We start from the raw sequence: 15,456 nt of genomic DNA, 5'->3' as shown, positions 1-15,456 counted from the left end.
CGGTTTTGTGAGCCATTCCTGGTGCGTTTTTCGGATCGTGTAACTTATTGCTTCGACCCGCAATCGTCTCGCTGCGTCTTTTAAGATGCCCCGCCCACCGTTGTAGTCGCGTGGCAGTCAACGTCAGGAGAAGCAGCCATGTCCCAACCTTTGCAAAGTGCCCGTGCCAGGGCCTGGGCCGCAGGCGTGCTGTGCACCCTGGCACTGTGGGCAGGGTGCGTGGCGGCGCAAACCGATGCCAGCCCGCAGAGACCCGCGGTGCTCAAGCAATGGCATGTGGCCTATGACGTGGCAAAGGATGGTCGTGCGTCGTACGCCAATACCTTGCTGAACCAGGTCACGCGGCCCAGCGCCTTGGAAGAGTTGAAATCCTTTTCTTTCTCCTTCAGCAATGGGGTCCAGAAGGGCCAGATGCTGGAGGCCTATACCCTCAAGGCGGATGGGCGGCGCATTGAGGTGCCTCCTGGCGACTACCAGACGCACGTGCAGTCAGACCAAACGCGCATCTCGGTTGTATTCCCGGATTTGGCCGTGGGCGATTTCGCAGGCGTCAGCTACCGCATCGACGACAAGGAGGCCATGTTCCCCGGGCAGTTTTCGGTGGTGCAAGAGTTTTCTCCCGATACCGTGCACGAGGACAGCCAGATCACGCTCCGGGTTGCCAAGGGCCTGAAGCTGCGTTTCGAGGCGCATGGTTTGCAGGAGCAGCCCGAAGCGACTGAAGGCGATACCACGGTGCGCCAATGGCGTTACCGCAACCCCCAGCCGCACCCCTCGGAAGAAGGCGATGCGGGCATCTGGCGCCTGGACGAAATGCCGGTGCTGCTGGTCAGCAGCTTTGCCGACTATGCCGCGATGGCCCGCGCCTATGGCGAGCGCGCCCTGCCCAAGGCCGAGCCCACGGCCCGTATCCGTGAACTGGCGCGCTCCATCGTGGGCGCGCAAACCGATCCGCGCGAACGTGCGCGCCTGCTCTATGAATGGGTGTCCACGCAGATCACCTATGACGGCAATTGCCTGGGTGTGGGCACCGTGGTGCCGCGCGATACCGACCAGGTGCTGGACAGCAAGATGGGCGACTGCAAAGACCATGCCACGCTGCTGCAGGCTTTGCTGGCGGCGGCCGGGGTGCGCGCTGAGCAGGCGCTCATCAATGCGGGCGAAGAGTATGACCTGCCCGCTACGCCGGTGGTCGCCAGCGTGAACCATGTCATCAACTACCTGCCCGACCTTCGCCTTTACCTGGACGCCACGGCCAAGCAGGTGCCTTTTGGCTACCTGCCCGCCAATGCCTATGCCAAGCCGGTGGTCCATGTGGGAGCAGACCAGGCGGTGGCCATCCTGCCTGCCGCCAATGCCGACCAAACGCAGCAGCGTGTGCACACTGCGATCAAGCTGGCCGTCAACGGCAGCGCGAGTGGACGCCTGCGGGTCGATTTTTTGGGCACCCAGGCCGCCCGCATGCGTGAATACATGCGTGACCTGCACGGTGATGCGCAGCACGATTTTGTGCGCAAGGTGCTCGCCAGCGCAGGCTACAAGGGCACAGGCGTTCTGGACAAGGGCGATTTGTCTGCCGACAAGGCGCTCTCGGAAAAATACAGCTTTGGCTTCAGTTTCGACATCGACAACTACCTGCAAGGCGGCCCCGAAGGCGCTTTTGTGCTGGCGCCGGTGGTGGGGTTGCCCTTGTCGGTGGTGCGTTTTGCCACGCTGGAGGACCCACCCAAGCCCCGGCGCAGGGTGCGTTGCTATGGCTACCACAGCCAGGAAACCTACGACATCACCCTGGAGCCAGGAGTAGTGTTCACGCGCCTGCCGGAGAACCTGCAGACCAACAACCCGCTGATCAACTACAGCGGCAGCTACCGGCGCACCAGCAATGGGGTGCGGGTGGAACGCGAAATCCGTGACACCACGCCTGAGGGCATTTGTGCCCCTGAATACATGGTGCAGTGGAACGCCCAGGCCCAGCCCATCGCGCAAAGTTTGCGCGCGCAAATTTTCTATCAGCGGGGCATGGCACAGAGCCGGGCAAAGCCTGCACGCAGCCACAGTGCCAAGGCCAAAGCGCGCGGAACAAAGAAAAAGAAGTGAAAAACGCCTCTGGCGCTTGCTGTGAAAGCGCTGACAGCTATAAAGAATAGAGCATTCAGGCCCGATTGACAGGGCGCTGTAGAGACCCCGCCAGCGCCAGACCCAGGGCAAGGCCCGCAGCATCAGCCAGCCAGTCGGCCCACTCGCCATGGCGCCAGCCGGTGGCGGCTTGTGCCAGTTCGATGAGTCCACCAAACACCAGCAAACCCGCCAGCACCCGCCAGCGGCGGTGCGGGTAGGCCAGCAGGCCCAGGGCTGCCAGGGTCGCAAAGGCAAGCGCGTGCTGTGCCTTGTCCCACAGGCTGAACACCTTCGGTGGAAGGTACGCAGTGGGCAGCAGGCAGAGCACGGTCACGCCTAGCAGCAGGGCCCAGAAGACGGGAATGGTCACGCCGGGTTGAACCCGGCCAAAGGTAGGGTGGGGCATCAAGCGCTCGGTGGGGCAGGCAGGCGCTTTTCCAGCAGGCGCACCAGGATGTGCAACAGGCGGTTGGCGGGGGTGGCAATCCCCAGCGCCTCGCCCCGGCGCACGATGAAGCCGTTGAGGTGGTCAATCTCGCTGTGCTTTGCGCGCGCCAGATCTTGCGCGGTGGAGGATATCTGGCCCGGCATGGAGGCTGCGAGCGGCAGCACCGCCTCGGCCGTGCCTTCTGGCACATGGATGCCGCTGGCCCGTGCCACGGCCAGGCATTCCTGCACGATGTCGTCCATCATTCGGGGGATGTTCAGGCCCGGGCTGTTAACGATTTCGCCGTAGGGCAGCCCGGTAATGGCCGAGAGCGGGTTGTACACGCAGTTGAGCACCAGTTTGGCCCACAGCGCTCCCGCCACGTTGTCCGATACCTGCACCGGAATGCCTGCGGCGGCAAAGGTTTGTGCAAGGGGTTCGCTGGCGGGTGACGGCGCAACCACCAGTTCGCCCCGGCCAAAGTGGCGCACATGGCCGGGCCCGGCCATGGCGGTGGCCACGTACACCACGGCAGGCAGCACTGGACGCTGCAGTACGGCCGCGAGGCGCTCGGCGTTGTCCACGCCGTTTTGCAGGCTCAGCACAGTGGCGCCTTCAGCCAGATGCGGCGCCATGGCCAGGCCTGCGCTCTCGGTGTCGGTGGACTTGACGCAAAACAGCACGCACTGCGCGCCCTGCACGGCCTCGGGCTGCGTGCTGGCCTGCACGCGCACCTGTTCCTGAAAGGTCTGGGTGTCCAGCCGCAATCCCTGGCGTTGCATGGCCTCGACGTGTGCAGGTCGGGCCACCAGCACCACATCGTGCCCGGCGCGGGCCAGCATTCCTCCGTAGTAGCAGCCCACGGCGCCCGCGCCCATCACGGCGATCTTCATGGCAAGGGCCTTGGCGCAGTGTGGCGCAGTGATGGGGCGGAAGGTGGATGGGTAGGGATGTGTGCAGGCATGGGCGCAGTGTAAAGGCGCGGGCCTTGCTGCACGTATCGCAAATGGGGAGCCACTCGTAAACCCTTGCCTTGTCGGGGTTGGCATCTTGGACGGTGCCGCGATAATGGGCCGCATGGATCCCTCCGTTCACGTGCCGGAAGATGTCAGCCAGTGGAATGAAGGGGCTGTCGAACCACTGGCTGAGTTGCCCGCTATCGTCGACTTGCTGCGACGGCGTTGCGCGATCGATTTTTCAGGGTACAAAACCTCCACCGTCACGCGCCGCATCCACCATCGGATCGCCCAGTGTGAACTCGATGGTGCACAGGCCTATGTGCAGCGCCTGGATGCCGACGAGGCCGAGCGCCAGGCCTTGTGCCGCGATCTGATGATCAACGTGACCGAGTTCTTCCGTGACCCGGAGGTGTTCGCTCAATTGTTCGACGAAGTGCTGCCCGACCTGCTGCGTGGGCGCGATGCCAGCGATGAGTTGCGTATCTGGTCCGCGGGTTGCGCGAGCGGCGAGGAGGCGTACTCGCTGGCCATGCTGGCGCTCGATGCCGCAGGTCGCATGGGCTTCCACGGAAACGTCAAGGTGTTTGCCACCGACCTGGCTGGAGACGTGCTGGCCGAAGCGTCGCGCGGCAGCTATGGCGATGCGGCAGTGGCTGCCGTGCCCGAGGGGCTATTGAGACGGTATTTTTTGCGCGAATCCGAGGAGCGTGTGCGGGTCGACGCCACTTTGCGCCGCCATGTCGTGTTTGCACGGCACAACCTGCTGAGCGATCCGCCGTTCACCCGCATCGATCTGGCCGTCTGCCGCAACTTGCTGATCTACCTCAAGCCAGTGGCGCAAATCAAGGCACTGTCGCAACTGCACTTTGCCCTCAAGCCGCATGGTGTGTTGTTGTTGGGAGCCAGCGAAACGGTGGGTGCTTTCGAGTCACAGGCGTTTTCGGCCATGCACCGTTCGCACAAGCTTTTTCGCAAGCAGCCGGTGGTGCTGGCGCGGTCGATCGATGCGCCGACCCTGGGAGTCAAGGCCATCCCCGTGCAGCCCGAAATGGATTTGCCCGACGTGACGGGTCAGCCGCCGGAAGTGCTTGAAGCAGAGCTGCTGGCCACGCGCGAACGCCTGCAGGAAATGGTGCTTGAACTGCAGGCGAGCCACGAGCGGCTCGACCTGGGCAATGAGGAACTGACGGCCTCCAACGAGGAGCTGCAGAGCACCAACGAAGAACTGAAATCGGTGAATGAAGACCTGTACGTCCTCAACCGCGAACTCGAAGGCAAGAACGAAGAACTGGGCACGCTGAACCGCGATTACGACCACTTGCTCGACAGCACCGAGATCGGCATTGTGTTTCTGGATGCGCAGTTGCACTTGCGCCGCTTTAGCCCGGCGGTGGGCGAATTTCTGGCGCTGCGGGCCAGTGATCTGGGTCGCCCGGTGCGCGATATCCATTACCGCATCGGATCGCAGCAGGACTTTTTGGCGGAGTTGCAGCGCTGCGCACGCACGGGTGATCGCATCGAACACGAAATTGCGCTGGGGGGTGGGCGCTGGGTGTACCAGCGCATGCTGCCTTTCAAGGAAGACGGCGCGCGGGGTGATGGCGTGGTGCTGACGTGGACCGACATCAGCGAAATCAAGCGCATGCAGACGCTGACCGAGCAATTGGCTGCCGACCGCACGCGCCTGATGGGCATTCTGGACTTGCTGCCCGATGGGGTGTACATCACCAGCGCGAATTTTGATATTGAATATCTCAATCCGGCGCTGGAACGGGAGTTCGGACCGGTGCAAGGCCGCAAGTGCTACGAGTATTTCCATGGCCGGAATTCACAGTGTGACTGGTGCAACCATGACAAGGTATTGGCCGGAAAGACGGTGCAATGGGAATGGACGTCGCCCAAGGGGCGCACCTTTGACCTGTTTGACCTGCCTTTCCATAATCCCGACGGCACGGTGAGCAAGTTTGAGCTTTTCCATGACATTACCGATGCCAAGGACAGTCGCCGTCGCATGCAAGAGGCCGCCAAGCTCGCGCGGGTGGGTCATTGGGAATGGTCGATAGCGACGGGTGAACTGCACTGGGGCGATGAAACCCTGAAGTGCTTTGGTTATGCGCCGGGCAGTCAATCGCCGACCATTGAGGCCTTTTTGCAGCACATCATTCCCCAGGATCGGAGGCGGATAGAGGCTTCTCTGCAAAGCACCCTGGAGCTGCGCACCGATTACCAGGAAGAGTTTCAGTTCGTGCGCATGGATGGCAGCGTGCGCATTGGTCTGGCCACCGGCCACGTGGAATGCAATGTTCAGGGCCATCCCATCACCCTGTCGGGGGCCATGCAGGACATTACCCTGCTGCGCCAGACCGAGCAGCGGTTCCAGGTGGCGTTTCGGGCCAGCCCGCTGGCGGCGTCGATCGCGCAGATATCGGACGGTCGGTTCATTGAAGTCAATGACAAGTATGAAAAATACTTTGGTTGGACACGGGCAGACCTGATCGGGAAGTCCACACTGGATATTGGTTTATGGGTCGATCTGGCGTCCCGCCAGGCCTGGCTGGATGAGCTCAGGCGCGTTGGCACGGCGCTCGATTTCGAGTCGCAATGGCGTTGCAAGTCGGGTGAGATACGGCTGGTGAGCCTGTCGGCCGAGCTGATCGACATCGACAACGAGCCGCTGGTGCTGGCCTTTATCCAGGACATCACCGAGCGCAAGGAGAACGAGGCGCGCATTGATTTTCTCGCGCACCACGATCCCCTTACCGGTTTGCCCAACCGCGTGCTGTTCCGCGACCGGTTTGCCTTGGCCATGGCCTGGTCTGAACGCAGCGGGTGCAAGGTGGCGCTGCTGTATGTGGATCTGGACCACTTCAAAACCATTAACGACACGCTGGGCCATCCGGTGGGTGACCACCTGCTGCAGCAGGTGGCGCAGCGCCTGCGTGGGTGTGTGCGCGAAACTGACACGATCAGCCGCCAGGGCGGCGACGAGTTCCTGATAGCCCTCACTGACATCCACGACCAGGAGGCTGTCAGCCGGGTGACCACCAAGGTCATCGATGCCTTGAGCAAACCCTTCAGCATCGACAACCACGAGCTGGCCGCTACCGTTTCCATGGGCGTGGCGGTATGGCCCGACGATGGCCAGGATTTTGACGCACTGCTGCAACGCGCCGATACCGCCATGTACCAGGCCAAGGCGGCCGGGCGCAATACCTACCGTTTTTATACCGCCCAGATGAATGCCCAGGCGCTGGAGCAGTTTCAGCTGCGCACTGCGCTGCACTGGGCGCTGGACCAGCACCAGTTCGTGCTGCACTACCAGCCGCAGATCGAGCTGGCCAGCGGGCGCGTGGTGGGCGTGGAAGCCCTGCTGCGCTGGCAGCGTGGCCCGCAGGAGTTGCTGCTGCCGGGGCGCTTTATTGCCGCCGCCGAGGAGAGCGGGCTGATTGTGCCGATTGGTGAGTGGGTGTTGCGCGAAGCCTGTGCCCAGGCCGTGCGCTGGCAGCAGGCGGGTTTGCCCGAGATGACCATGGCGGTCAACCTTTCGGCGGTGCAGTTTCGCCGCAGCGACCTGTTGTGCACCGTGACGCAGGCGCTGGTCGATTCCGGGCTCGACCCAGCCTGGCTGGAGCTGGAGCTGACAGAATCCCTGCTGATCGACGATGCTGAGCAGGTGCTCGAAACCTTGCGCCGCCTCAAAGCGCTGGGCGTGTGCCTGTCTATCGATGACTTCGGCACCGGCTATTCCAGCCTGGCTTACCTCAAGCGTTTTGCCGTGGAAAAGCTCAAGATCGACCAGTCCTTCGTGCGCGACATCGTCAGTGACCCGGACGACGCGGCCATCGTGCGCGCCATCATCAGCATGGCGCGCAGCCTCAAACTCAAGGTCATTGCCGAAGGGGTGGAAACCGGCGAGCTGGCCAGCATCCTCCACCTGTACCAGTGCCATGAAGCGCAGGGTTATCACTACGCACGCCCCATGCCTGCCGATGCCCTGGTCGACTGGCTTCAGTCCTATCCCGTGCGCACCTGAAAGTGCGGAAAAATAGAGTGGAATCCCCACCCTGCAATAAGCTGCGGTTCGCATTGCGAAGGCGCGTAAACCTGCAGATACTGGGCGCTCTTCCAACCCTTGCTTCGACATGCCTGCAAAGAACCCTTCTTCCGAATTTCGCATCCTCGCCCTCAGCGGCGGTGGTTATCTGGGTTTGTATGCAGCGGTGGTGCTTGCCGAACTGGAAGAACGTGTAGGCGAGCCGCTGGGGCGGCGGTTTGACTTGATCGCCGGCACGTCGGTCGGTGGGCTGCTGGCCATGGCACTGGCGTTCGAGGTGCCCATGGCGCAAATCGTCAAGCTGTTTGTCGAGCGCGGAGAGGACGTGTTCTCATCGCGCCGCCTGCCCGGCGGTGCCGTTACGCGGCTGATTGATCTTACGCGGTCCGTGCTGGGCCCCAAATACACCGGGGAAGCCCTGCGCCAGGAACTGACCCGCCATTTCGGCAAGAAGACACTGGGCGATGCGCTGCACGCCGTGGTGGTGCCTGCGGTCGACGTTTCGCGCAGCGTGACCAAGGTGTTCAAAACGCCCCATGCCCAAGGATCGCTGGGCGACGAATTGCTGAGCGTGGTGGATGTGACGCTGGCCACCTGCGCTGCGCCAGCCTTCTTCCCTTGTGTGAAGGTGGGCCCTAAGCTATATGCTGACGGGGGCCTGTTTGCCGTGGCGCCCGACCAGGTGGCCCTGCACGAAGCCGAGCACTTCATGGGCGCCAAGCCGTCCAAGGTGCGCATGTTGTCGGTGGGCACTGCCACCATGGGCTACCAGCCCGCCGACAGCGTCGAGGCCGACGCCGGCGCTGTGGGCTGGCTGACCGATGGGCGCCTGATTCTGACCATGATCTCGGTACAACAGCAGCATGTGCAGGCCGTCATGGAAGACCGGCTCGACGACCGCTACCTGCGCCTTGATGCGCCCTGGCCCGCCCAGGCAGGCCTGGGCATCGACATTGCAACCAAGGCTGCGACCAAGACCCTCACGGGGCTGGGACGTGCGACGCTGGCGCAGACCGATCCGGCGCGTGTGGCTGCCTTTCTGTGAGTTGTTCGACAGAATTTACTGTCAAAATAGGCTCTAGCGCTTGACTGTAAAGCGCAAGTGGCTATCAAAATAAGAGCGTTTGTCGGTATTGCGCTATCGCTACCTTCTGCGGTCTTGGCTTTACTTTTGGCTGCAGTTGCACGACGATGGGCGCTTAGGGCAATGCTGAACAAGTCCCTCACGCGCTGCGCATCCGTACCTCGGGCGGTCTGCGGCGTTGCAAATCCTCGCCATCGCTGCGGCTATGGCTGCGGTTTGCGCCTTGCATCCCATCCCGATGCACGGCGCGCATCATCGCGGTGACTTATTCAGCATCGCCTTAGACCCTTGATCACAGGAGACCAGTCCATGGAAGCTGTTCAACGCAACCAGGATGCTGCCAGCCGCTATGCGGGTGCTGCGACCCCCGGTGTAGGCCAGGCAGATAATGCCGCAGCCTATCGGCGCAATGCCAGTCTGCAGGCCGAAACCCCCGAGCCTGTCGGCAATGAAACCACCGTCACCCTGAGCGCACGGGCTCAGCAGTTGGCCGCTCAGGCCAAGGAAGATCGGGCCGCAGGTGCATCTGAGGCGTCGGATAACGGGCGGGTGGCCAGCGAACAGATGTCGCTGCTCAACGCCCAGTTGCGACGAACCTACGCAGAGGCAGGTGGCCCCGGTTGAAGGCCGAAATATTTCTTTTTCTCAATCATTCGTCTCTAGGCGCGAAGCCTACGATCAGTGCTGTAGCACGGCAAGGAGAAGCAACAACGGCACGGATGGTTTAGAAATGGAATAAGGAGGGAGCATGCTATCGATAGCCAGCAGCAATCTGGGGTTCGCAGCGCCGGGTGGGCAGTTTCAACTGCAGGCGGCGCGGCGCGCTGCCAGCCAGTCAGAGCAAACCGCACGTGCCCTGGAAGCCCAGGCACAGGCAGCGCAGCGCAGTGCTGACCAGGAGCAGGCGCGTGCCGACGGGTTGACGAACCAGGCCTCCCAGGCGGGTCAGCGCTCCGATCTGGCGCGCCGCAATGTGTCATCGATCGAAATGGGTGTGCAGCGCGACGGTACCGCGTTCGCCACAGGCCGCACCAAAGGGGTTTTGCTGGACACCTTTGCGTGAGCAAAGCAGGGCATTAACGCGCACGCAGGCCCTGTACCAGCGCCCCCAGGGCAATGCCGCCCAGTGCCCACAACAAGGTCCAGTTGCCCGTGCCCAATCCTGCAATGGCCGGGCCAGGGCACACGCCGCACAATCCCCAGCCCACACCAAACAGCGCAGCGCCCAGGGCTGTGTCGCGGTTCCAGGCGCTGGGATGGGTGCCAAACTGCCCGCCCAGCAGCGGGCGCGACAGCAGGCGTGGGGCCAGTTTGTAGGCCAGCAGGGTCACCACCACGGCGCCGCCCATCACCAGCACCAGGCCAAAGTCTTCAAGGCGCAGAAAACCCAGTACCACCTCGGGCCGCACCATGGTGGAGAGCGCCAGGCCAAAGCCAAACAACGCACCGGCCAGCAGAACGGCCAGAAAGCGGGACAAGGACATGCGTTCGCCGTTCATGGCAACCACCGCGCCACAAGGTTCGCCGTGAGAAAGGCAGTGCCCATAAAGGTCAGCACCGCCAGCAGCGAAGGCCACTGCATCGACCCCAGCCCGCAGATGCCATGGCCTGAGGTGCAGCCATTGCCCAACCGGGCACCATAGCCCACCAGAAACCCGCCCACCACCAACTGCCAGATTGGCACGCTGGTCGATTGTGCTGCCCCGTGGGCCACCAACAGCCACCACAGCAGCGCACCAAGGACGAGACCCAGGGCATACACCAGGCGCCACCCCCGCGAGCCGGTCAACCGCGCTTGCTGGAAAAACGGGCGCTGCACCACAAACGACCAGGTGGAGGAAAACACCGTGCTCATGCCGCCCACCAAGCCGACCAGCACAAACAGCAGTGCGACACCCGTACCGATGAGCAGGCCGCCCAGTAGGTAATGCTGCCATCCAAAGGGAAAGAGCGAGGAAATCATGGCAAAAGAAGATAGGTCGCGTGATGGCGGGGGCTGCCCAGGCCCTTACCGCTCCACACGCGCACGGGGCCGCAGGTCAGCGGGGCAGCACGGATCGGATCGTGTCAGCCAGGTCTTCTGCGACAAATTTGGCCACGTAGGCGTCGGCCCCCACGCTGCGGACGTGGTCTTCGTTGGCCGAACCGGAAAGGGACGAATGGATCACCACGGGCAGGCCGCTAAAACGCGCATCCTGCTTGATGTTGCGGGTCAGGGTGAAGCCGTCCATCTCGGGCATTTCCAGATCGGTCAACACCAGGCTGACCTTGTCGAGAATGGTTTTCCCTTCCGCTTCGGCGCTCTTGGCCAAGGCGTTCAGGCGGTCCCAGGCCTCTTTGCCCGATTTGGTCATTTCGTAGGGCGCTTGCAGTGCCCGCAATTCCTGCTCGATCATCGAGCGGGCTACGAAAGAATCGTCCGCTGCCAGGATGATGGTTCCGGCTTTGAGCTTGAGCCGTGGCCCCACCTTTTGGGGGTCCACCTGCTGGTTTTCCGAAGGCGACACCATTTGCAGGATGGCCTCGACATCGAGCACCTGGGCCAGGCGGGTGCCATCGGTATTGCCATCGAGCCGGGCGATGCTGGTGACCAGGTTGTGTGCCGCGCCGCTGGTTTCAGCCGACAGCACCTGCTTCCAGTCCAGGCGCACGATGTCTTCGACGGATTCGACTGCAAAGGCTTGCGTGGTGCGCGCGTACTCGGTCACCAGCATGATGTTCAGCCCGGTCTTGGGCGTGCAGCCCACGATGGAGGGCAGATCCAGCACCGGAATGACCTGGCCGCGCAGGTTGACCACTCCCAGCGAATGGGGCGTGGCACCCACGATGGGCGTGATGCTGGGCATGGCCACGATCTCGCGGATCTTGAACACATTGATGCCAAAAAGCTCGGACTGGCCCAGCGCACTGTCAGCGCCCAGACGAAACAACAGGAGCTCGAATTTGTTGGAGCTGGTGAGGTTGGTGCGTTCGTCAACTTCGTTCTGGACGGTTTTCATGGTGGCTCACTTATGCGCAGGTACTTGCGTACCAAATTTTAGAAGCAGAACGCCTGCAACACGAGGGCAATTATTCAGGCAATACCCGTAGAAATGGACTGTGCTCCATGGAACACAGCCCGCCTGTCAACGATTTCATCATTGAAAGCCCATTTGCTGATCAAAAGCCCTGCTTCACCGGCGCGTCACCTCGTCAGTGTTTGCTGTGATCCATGTGCTCATCCTGCATGGTGGCCAGCGGGGTAAAGCGTGCTGTTTCAGGGGGCTGGCCTTTGGCGGTGAGTGTGATGACCACCTTCATGTCCGGGGTTGAGGCAAAACGCCCCACGCCTTTGAGGCGGTTGTCACCATCGGGCCCCAGCGCCACCGTCGCTTTTGCCTTGGCGGCCAGAATGGTCGCGCTGCCTGTGGCGTTTGCGGTGGAGATTTTTTGCCCCGCATGGTCCGTGACGTAAACCAGCACGGACTTGTCGGCGATCGCCGGGCTGGATTTGTCGAGCACCAGTTCCAGGTGATAGAGGCCCGCCATGCGCAGTTGACCGCCATGGGGGGCCTTCTGGGTGTCCAGATAGGCATCGTCATGTGCATGGACGGTGCTTGCACTTGCTGCAAGTGCCAGGGCGATAGCGGTCAGAAAATGGTTTTTCTTCATGGTGAGTCCTGTGATGCAAACCCGGTTTGCGCCGGGATCGCGGTGGTTAAAAACTGTCTTGTGATTTTTCGTCGCTGCGCAGCGCCAACAGGCGTTCGAGCGGTTTTTCGCCCCAGCGCCAGAACATCAGTGGGGTCAGCAGCGTGTCGAGCAGCGTGGAACTGACCAGGCCGCCAAAGATCACCACGGCCACCGGATGGAGGATTTCCTTCCCCGGTGCGTCGGCGGAAACCAGCAGCGGAACCAGTGCAAACGCAGCGACCAGTGCGGTCATGAGCACGGGTGTGAGGCGCTCCAGCGAGCCGCGCACAATGAGCTGCTTGCCGAAGCTCTCACCCTCGAAGGCACACAGGTTGATGTAGTGGCTGATCTTGAGGATGCCGTTGCGCGTGGAGATGCCGGTCAGCGTGATGAAGCCCACCAGCGCAGCCACCGACAAGGGCTGGCCGGAGATCCAAAGTGCCACCACGCTGCCGACCAGGGCCAGGGGGATATTGCCCATGATGATGAGCGTGAGCACGGTAGAGCGGTAGCGGCTGTAGAGCACGAAAAAAATCATCGCCAGCGACGCCAGGGCGAGCAGCGCAATCAGCCGCGCCGCCTGTTCCTGGGCCTGAAATTGGCCCTCCAGCGCAGTGAAATAGCCTTCTGGCAAATGCGTGGAGGCCAGTTCTGCACGGATGTCACTGACGATGCGCGCCATGTTGCTGCCATCCGTGTTGGCAGAGACCACGATGCGTCGGCGTGCGTTCTCGCGGCTGACCTGGTTGGGGCCTTCGCTGTCTTCGATGGTTGCCAGCAGCGACAGCGGAACCGCGCCGGTGGGTGTTTCGATCAGTAACCCCTTCAGGGCCTCCAGTCCCCGGCTGTCTTCGGGCAGACGCACCACCAGGTCGAAGCGGCGGTTGCCTTCGATGATCTGCGTAATGCGCTCGCCTTCGATCATCTGCTGCAAAGAGCGCAACAGCACGCCGGGTGCGACGCCATAGCGAGCCACCAGCGCATAGTCCACATGGATCTTGATCTGCGGAATCAGCACCTGCTTTTCGACCTGCAGGTCGGTGATGCCGGGAATCCGGGAAAGACGGTCACGCAAATCACCCGCGAGGCCGCGCAGGGTGTCCAGGTCATCGCCATACACCTTCAGTGCAATCTGGGCTCGGACACCCGAGAGCAGGTGGTCGAGCCGGTGCGAAATGGGTTGCCCCACGCTGGTGGCTGCGGGCAGGGTGGCCAGCCGGGTACGGATGTCCTGGACCACGGCACCGCGGCTGCGTTCCGATACCCTGAGATCAATGTCCATCTCCGAGGAGTGCACCCCTTCGGCATGCTCGTCCAGTTCAGCGCGGCCGGTTCTGCGGCCCACCTGGATAACCTCGGGGACTTGCAGTGCCAGTTGTTCGGCCAGTGTTCCGATGCGGTTGGATTCGGCGAGCGACGTCCCCGGGTTGAGCAACACGCTCACGGTCAACGTCCCTTCGTTGAAGGGCGGCAAGAACGAGCGGGGAAAGAACGGCACGCTGGCAGCAACGGCCAGCACCACAATCAATGCGCCCACCAGCAGGCCCCGTGAGTGGTTCAACGACCAGTTCAGCAAGCGGGCATCCCAGCGTTTGAGCCAGGCTGCCAGGGGGCTGTCGCCTGCATGCAACTGCTTCATGCGGGGCAGCAGGTAGTAGCAAAGCACGGGGGTGATCGTGACGGCGACCAGCATGCTCGCCAGGATGGACACCACGTAGGCAATGCCCAGGGGCGTAAACAATCGACCTTCGATGCCGGGCAGGGCGAACAGCGGCACAAACACCAGCACCACCACCAGTGTGGCGTAGACGACGCCTGTGCGCACCTCGCGGGACGCAGCGGCTACCACGGTCAGTGCGGGCAGTGGTTGCGATTTCTGGCTGTTTTCTTTCAGGCGGCGCAGCACATTTTCGACATCGACCACCGCGTCGTCCACCAGTTCGCCGATGGCAATGGCCAGCCCGCCGAGGGTCATGGTGTTGATCGACAGACCGAAATAGCGAAACACCAGGGCCGTCACCATCAGCGACAGGGGAATGGCCACCAGCGAGATCACCGTGGTGCGCACGTTGAGCAAGAACAGGAACAGCACCACCGCCACCAGCATGGCGCCGTCGCGCAGTGCCTCCTGCACGTTGCCCACCGACCGTTCGATGAAATCAGCTTGCTTGAACAGGAACTGCGGGGGATCGATGCCCTGGGGCCGACCTTTGTCCAGCTCGGCTATGGCATTTTCGACCGCTTGTGTCAGCGCCACACTGTCGGCGCTGGGCTGCTTTTGTACCGACAGGATCACTGCCGGCTGGCCCTTGTAACTGCCATCGCCCCGCTTGACGGCCGGGGCCCACCGAACGTCGGCCACTTGGTGGAGCAGGATGGGCTGGGTGTTTTTCACGCCGACCACCACGTTGCGCAAATCCTCGATGCGGCTGGTGCGGCCGATGTGCCGGATCAGGTATTCACGGCCGGGCGCCTGCAAGAAGCCGCCGCTGGTGTTGGCGCCAAAATCGCGCAGCGCGGCATCCACCTTTTCGCGTTCGATGCCCAGCGCCTGCAGCTTCTGCGGGTGAATTTCGACCCGGTATTGCCGCACCTCACCGCCGATGGGGGTCACCTGGGCGATGCCCGGGATCGTGAGCAACCGTGGGCGAACCACCCAGTCGGCATATTCGCGCACCTGCATCGGGCTGGCCTGTGTGGGGTCGGCGGGAAGGGCGATCAGCAGAATCTCGCCCATGATGGACGAGATGGGCCCCATCTGAGGCACGATGCCCTCGGGCAGTTGCTCGCGCACCAGGTTCAGGCGCTCTGCAATCTGCTGGCGGTTGCGGTAGATGTCGGAGCCCCACTCGAACTCTACGTACACGATCGACAGGCCGACTCCCGAGACGGAACGCACGCGCGTCACGCCGGGCATGCCGTTCATGCCCGATTCGAGGGGAAAGCTCACCAGCTGTTCGACTTCTTCAGGCGCCATGCCACCGGCCTCGGTCATCAGGGTGACGGTGGGCTTGTTCAGGTCGGGAAACACATCGACGGGCATCTCGCGGAGGGTCAGGGCGCCGTAGACCACCAGAAGCAGGGACAGGCCCAGCACCATCAGGCGCTGCCGCAGGCTGGTTTGGATGATGAAATCAAACAT

The 15,456-nt window shown here is 62.5% G+C and carries 12 protein-coding genes; 5 read left to right on the top strand and 7 right to left on the bottom strand.

The annotated features are described in order from the left end of the window. Nucleotides 1-138 precede the first annotated feature (138 nt). Nucleotides 139-2,097 carry a DUF3857 domain-containing transglutaminase family protein gene (locus ACYVOC_RS10525; protein ID WP_461161779.1) on the top strand — a complete coding sequence of 653 codons (1,959 nt, stop codon included), beginning with the start codon at nucleotides 139-141 and terminating at the stop codon, nucleotides 2,095-2,097. 55 nt (nucleotides 2,098-2,152) lie between these two features. Here ACYVOC_RS10525 and ACYVOC_RS10520 read toward each other — a convergent pair whose 3' ends face one another. Both ACYVOC_RS10520 and ACYVOC_RS10515 read right to left on the bottom strand, forming a co-directional pair. Next, nucleotides 2,153-2,524, bottom strand: a complete 372-nt coding sequence (locus ACYVOC_RS10520; protein WP_461161778.1) for a VanZ family protein — start codon at nucleotides 2,522-2,524, stop codon at nucleotides 2,153-2,155. Then, nucleotides 2,524-3,438 carry a ketopantoate reductase family protein gene (locus ACYVOC_RS10515; RefSeq protein WP_116004345.1) on the bottom strand — a complete coding sequence of 305 codons (915 nt, stop codon included), beginning with the start codon at nucleotides 3,436-3,438 and terminating at the stop codon, nucleotides 2,524-2,526. Before ACYVOC_RS10515 ends, ACYVOC_RS10520 begins: the two co-directional genes overlap by 1 nt. A gap of 184 nt (nucleotides 3,439-3,622) precedes the next feature. Between ACYVOC_RS10515 and ACYVOC_RS10510 the strand changes: the two genes are divergently transcribed. The 4 genes from ACYVOC_RS10510 (at nucleotide 3,623) to ACYVOC_RS10495 (ending at nucleotide 9,705) form a co-directional block, all read left to right on the top strand. Continuing rightward, nucleotides 3,623-7,537, top strand: a complete 3,915-nt coding sequence (locus tag ACYVOC_RS10510; protein ID WP_461161777.1) for an EAL domain-containing protein — start codon at nucleotides 3,623-3,625, stop codon at nucleotides 7,535-7,537. 109 nt (nucleotides 7,538-7,646) lie between these two features. Next, complete coding sequence (locus ACYVOC_RS10505; RefSeq protein WP_461161776.1) at nucleotides 7,647-8,603, top strand: CBASS cGAMP-activated phospholipase; 957 nt, start codon at nucleotides 7,647-7,649, stop codon at nucleotides 8,601-8,603. 348 nt (nucleotides 8,604-8,951) lie between these two features. Beyond that, nucleotides 8,952-9,266: a hypothetical protein gene (locus ACYVOC_RS10500; protein WP_116004342.1), complete on the top strand. Its 315-nt coding sequence runs from the start codon at nucleotides 8,952-8,954 to the stop codon at nucleotides 9,264-9,266. 124 nt (nucleotides 9,267-9,390) lie between these two features. Further along, entirely contained in the window at nucleotides 9,391-9,705 is a 315-nt protein-coding gene (locus tag ACYVOC_RS10495; RefSeq protein WP_116004341.1) for a hypothetical protein, read from the top strand. Nucleotides 9,706-9,718: 13 nt separating this feature from the next. Here the strand turns inward: ACYVOC_RS10495 and ACYVOC_RS10490 are convergent, their stop codons facing one another. From ACYVOC_RS10490 to ACYVOC_RS10470, 5 genes are all read right to left on the bottom strand, one after another. Beyond that, nucleotides 9,719-10,141 (bottom strand): DUF6691 family protein, encoded by a 423-nt coding sequence (locus tag ACYVOC_RS10490; RefSeq protein WP_461161775.1) that lies wholly within the window; start codon nucleotides 10,139-10,141, stop codon nucleotides 9,719-9,721. Further along, on the bottom strand, nucleotides 10,138-10,605 hold the full coding sequence (locus ACYVOC_RS10485; protein ID WP_461161774.1) for a YeeE/YedE family protein: 468 nt from the start codon (nucleotides 10,603-10,605) through the stop codon (nucleotides 10,138-10,140). The genes ACYVOC_RS10490 and ACYVOC_RS10485 overlap by 4 nt, the downstream gene beginning before the upstream one ends. Nucleotides 10,606-10,681: 76 nt before the next feature. Then, the gene (locus ACYVOC_RS10480) at nucleotides 10,682-11,641 is read right to left on the bottom strand and encodes a chemotaxis protein (protein ID WP_116004337.1); all 960 of its coding nucleotides are present in this window, start codon (nucleotides 11,639-11,641) and stop codon (nucleotides 10,682-10,684) included. Between the two features lie 193 nt (nucleotides 11,642-11,834). Next, the gene (locus ACYVOC_RS10475; protein WP_461161773.1) at nucleotides 11,835-12,293 is read right to left on the bottom strand and encodes a hypothetical protein; all 459 of its coding nucleotides are present in this window, start codon (nucleotides 12,291-12,293) and stop codon (nucleotides 11,835-11,837) included. Between the two features lie 46 nt (nucleotides 12,294-12,339). After that, nucleotides 12,340-15,456, bottom strand: a complete 3,117-nt coding sequence (locus ACYVOC_RS10470) for an efflux RND transporter permease subunit (RefSeq protein ID WP_461161772.1) — start codon at nucleotides 15,454-15,456, stop codon at nucleotides 12,340-12,342.

This window comes from Simplicispira piscis, from assembly GCF_054783455.1.
This window is presented reverse-complemented; position numbering and strand designations above follow the sequence as displayed.

What these genes read in the sequence shown, in the direction of transcription:
- ACYVOC_RS10525 (WP_461161779.1), top strand. Translation starts at nt 139, where the DNA reads ATGTCCCAACCTTTGCAAAGTGCCCGTGCCAGGGCCTGGGCCGCAGGC.
- ACYVOC_RS10520 (WP_461161778.1), bottom strand. Translation starts at nt 2,524, where the DNA reads ATGCCCCACCCTACCTTTGGCCGGGTTCAACCCGGCGTGACCATTCCC.
- ACYVOC_RS10515 (WP_116004345.1), bottom strand. Translation starts at nt 3,438, where the DNA reads ATGAAGATCGCCGTGATGGGCGCGGGCGCCGTGGGCTGCTACTACGGA.
- ACYVOC_RS10510 (WP_461161777.1), top strand. Translation starts at nt 3,623, where the DNA reads ATGGATCCCTCCGTTCACGTGCCGGAAGATGTCAGCCAGTGGAATGAA.
- ACYVOC_RS10505 (WP_461161776.1), top strand. Translation starts at nt 7,647, where the DNA reads ATGCCTGCAAAGAACCCTTCTTCCGAATTTCGCATCCTCGCCCTCAGC.
- ACYVOC_RS10500 (WP_116004342.1), top strand. Translation starts at nt 8,952, where the DNA reads ATGGAAGCTGTTCAACGCAACCAGGATGCTGCCAGCCGCTATGCGGGT.
- ACYVOC_RS10495 (WP_116004341.1), top strand. Translation starts at nt 9,391, where the DNA reads ATGCTATCGATAGCCAGCAGCAATCTGGGGTTCGCAGCGCCGGGTGGG.
- ACYVOC_RS10490 (WP_461161775.1), bottom strand. Translation starts at nt 10,141, where the DNA reads ATGAACGGCGAACGCATGTCCTTGTCCCGCTTTCTGGCCGTTCTGCTG.
- ACYVOC_RS10485 (WP_461161774.1), bottom strand. Translation starts at nt 10,605, where the DNA reads ATGATTTCCTCGCTCTTTCCCTTTGGATGGCAGCATTACCTACTGGGC.
- ACYVOC_RS10480 (WP_116004337.1), bottom strand. Translation starts at nt 11,641, where the DNA reads ATGAAAACCGTCCAGAACGAAGTTGACGAACGCACCAACCTCACCAGC.
- ACYVOC_RS10475 (WP_461161773.1), bottom strand. Translation starts at nt 12,293, where the DNA reads ATGAAGAAAAACCATTTTCTGACCGCTATCGCCCTGGCACTTGCAGCA.
- ACYVOC_RS10470 (WP_461161772.1), bottom strand. Translation starts at nt 15,456, where the DNA reads ATGTTTGATTTCATCATCCAAACCAGCCTGCGGCAGCGCCTGATGGTG.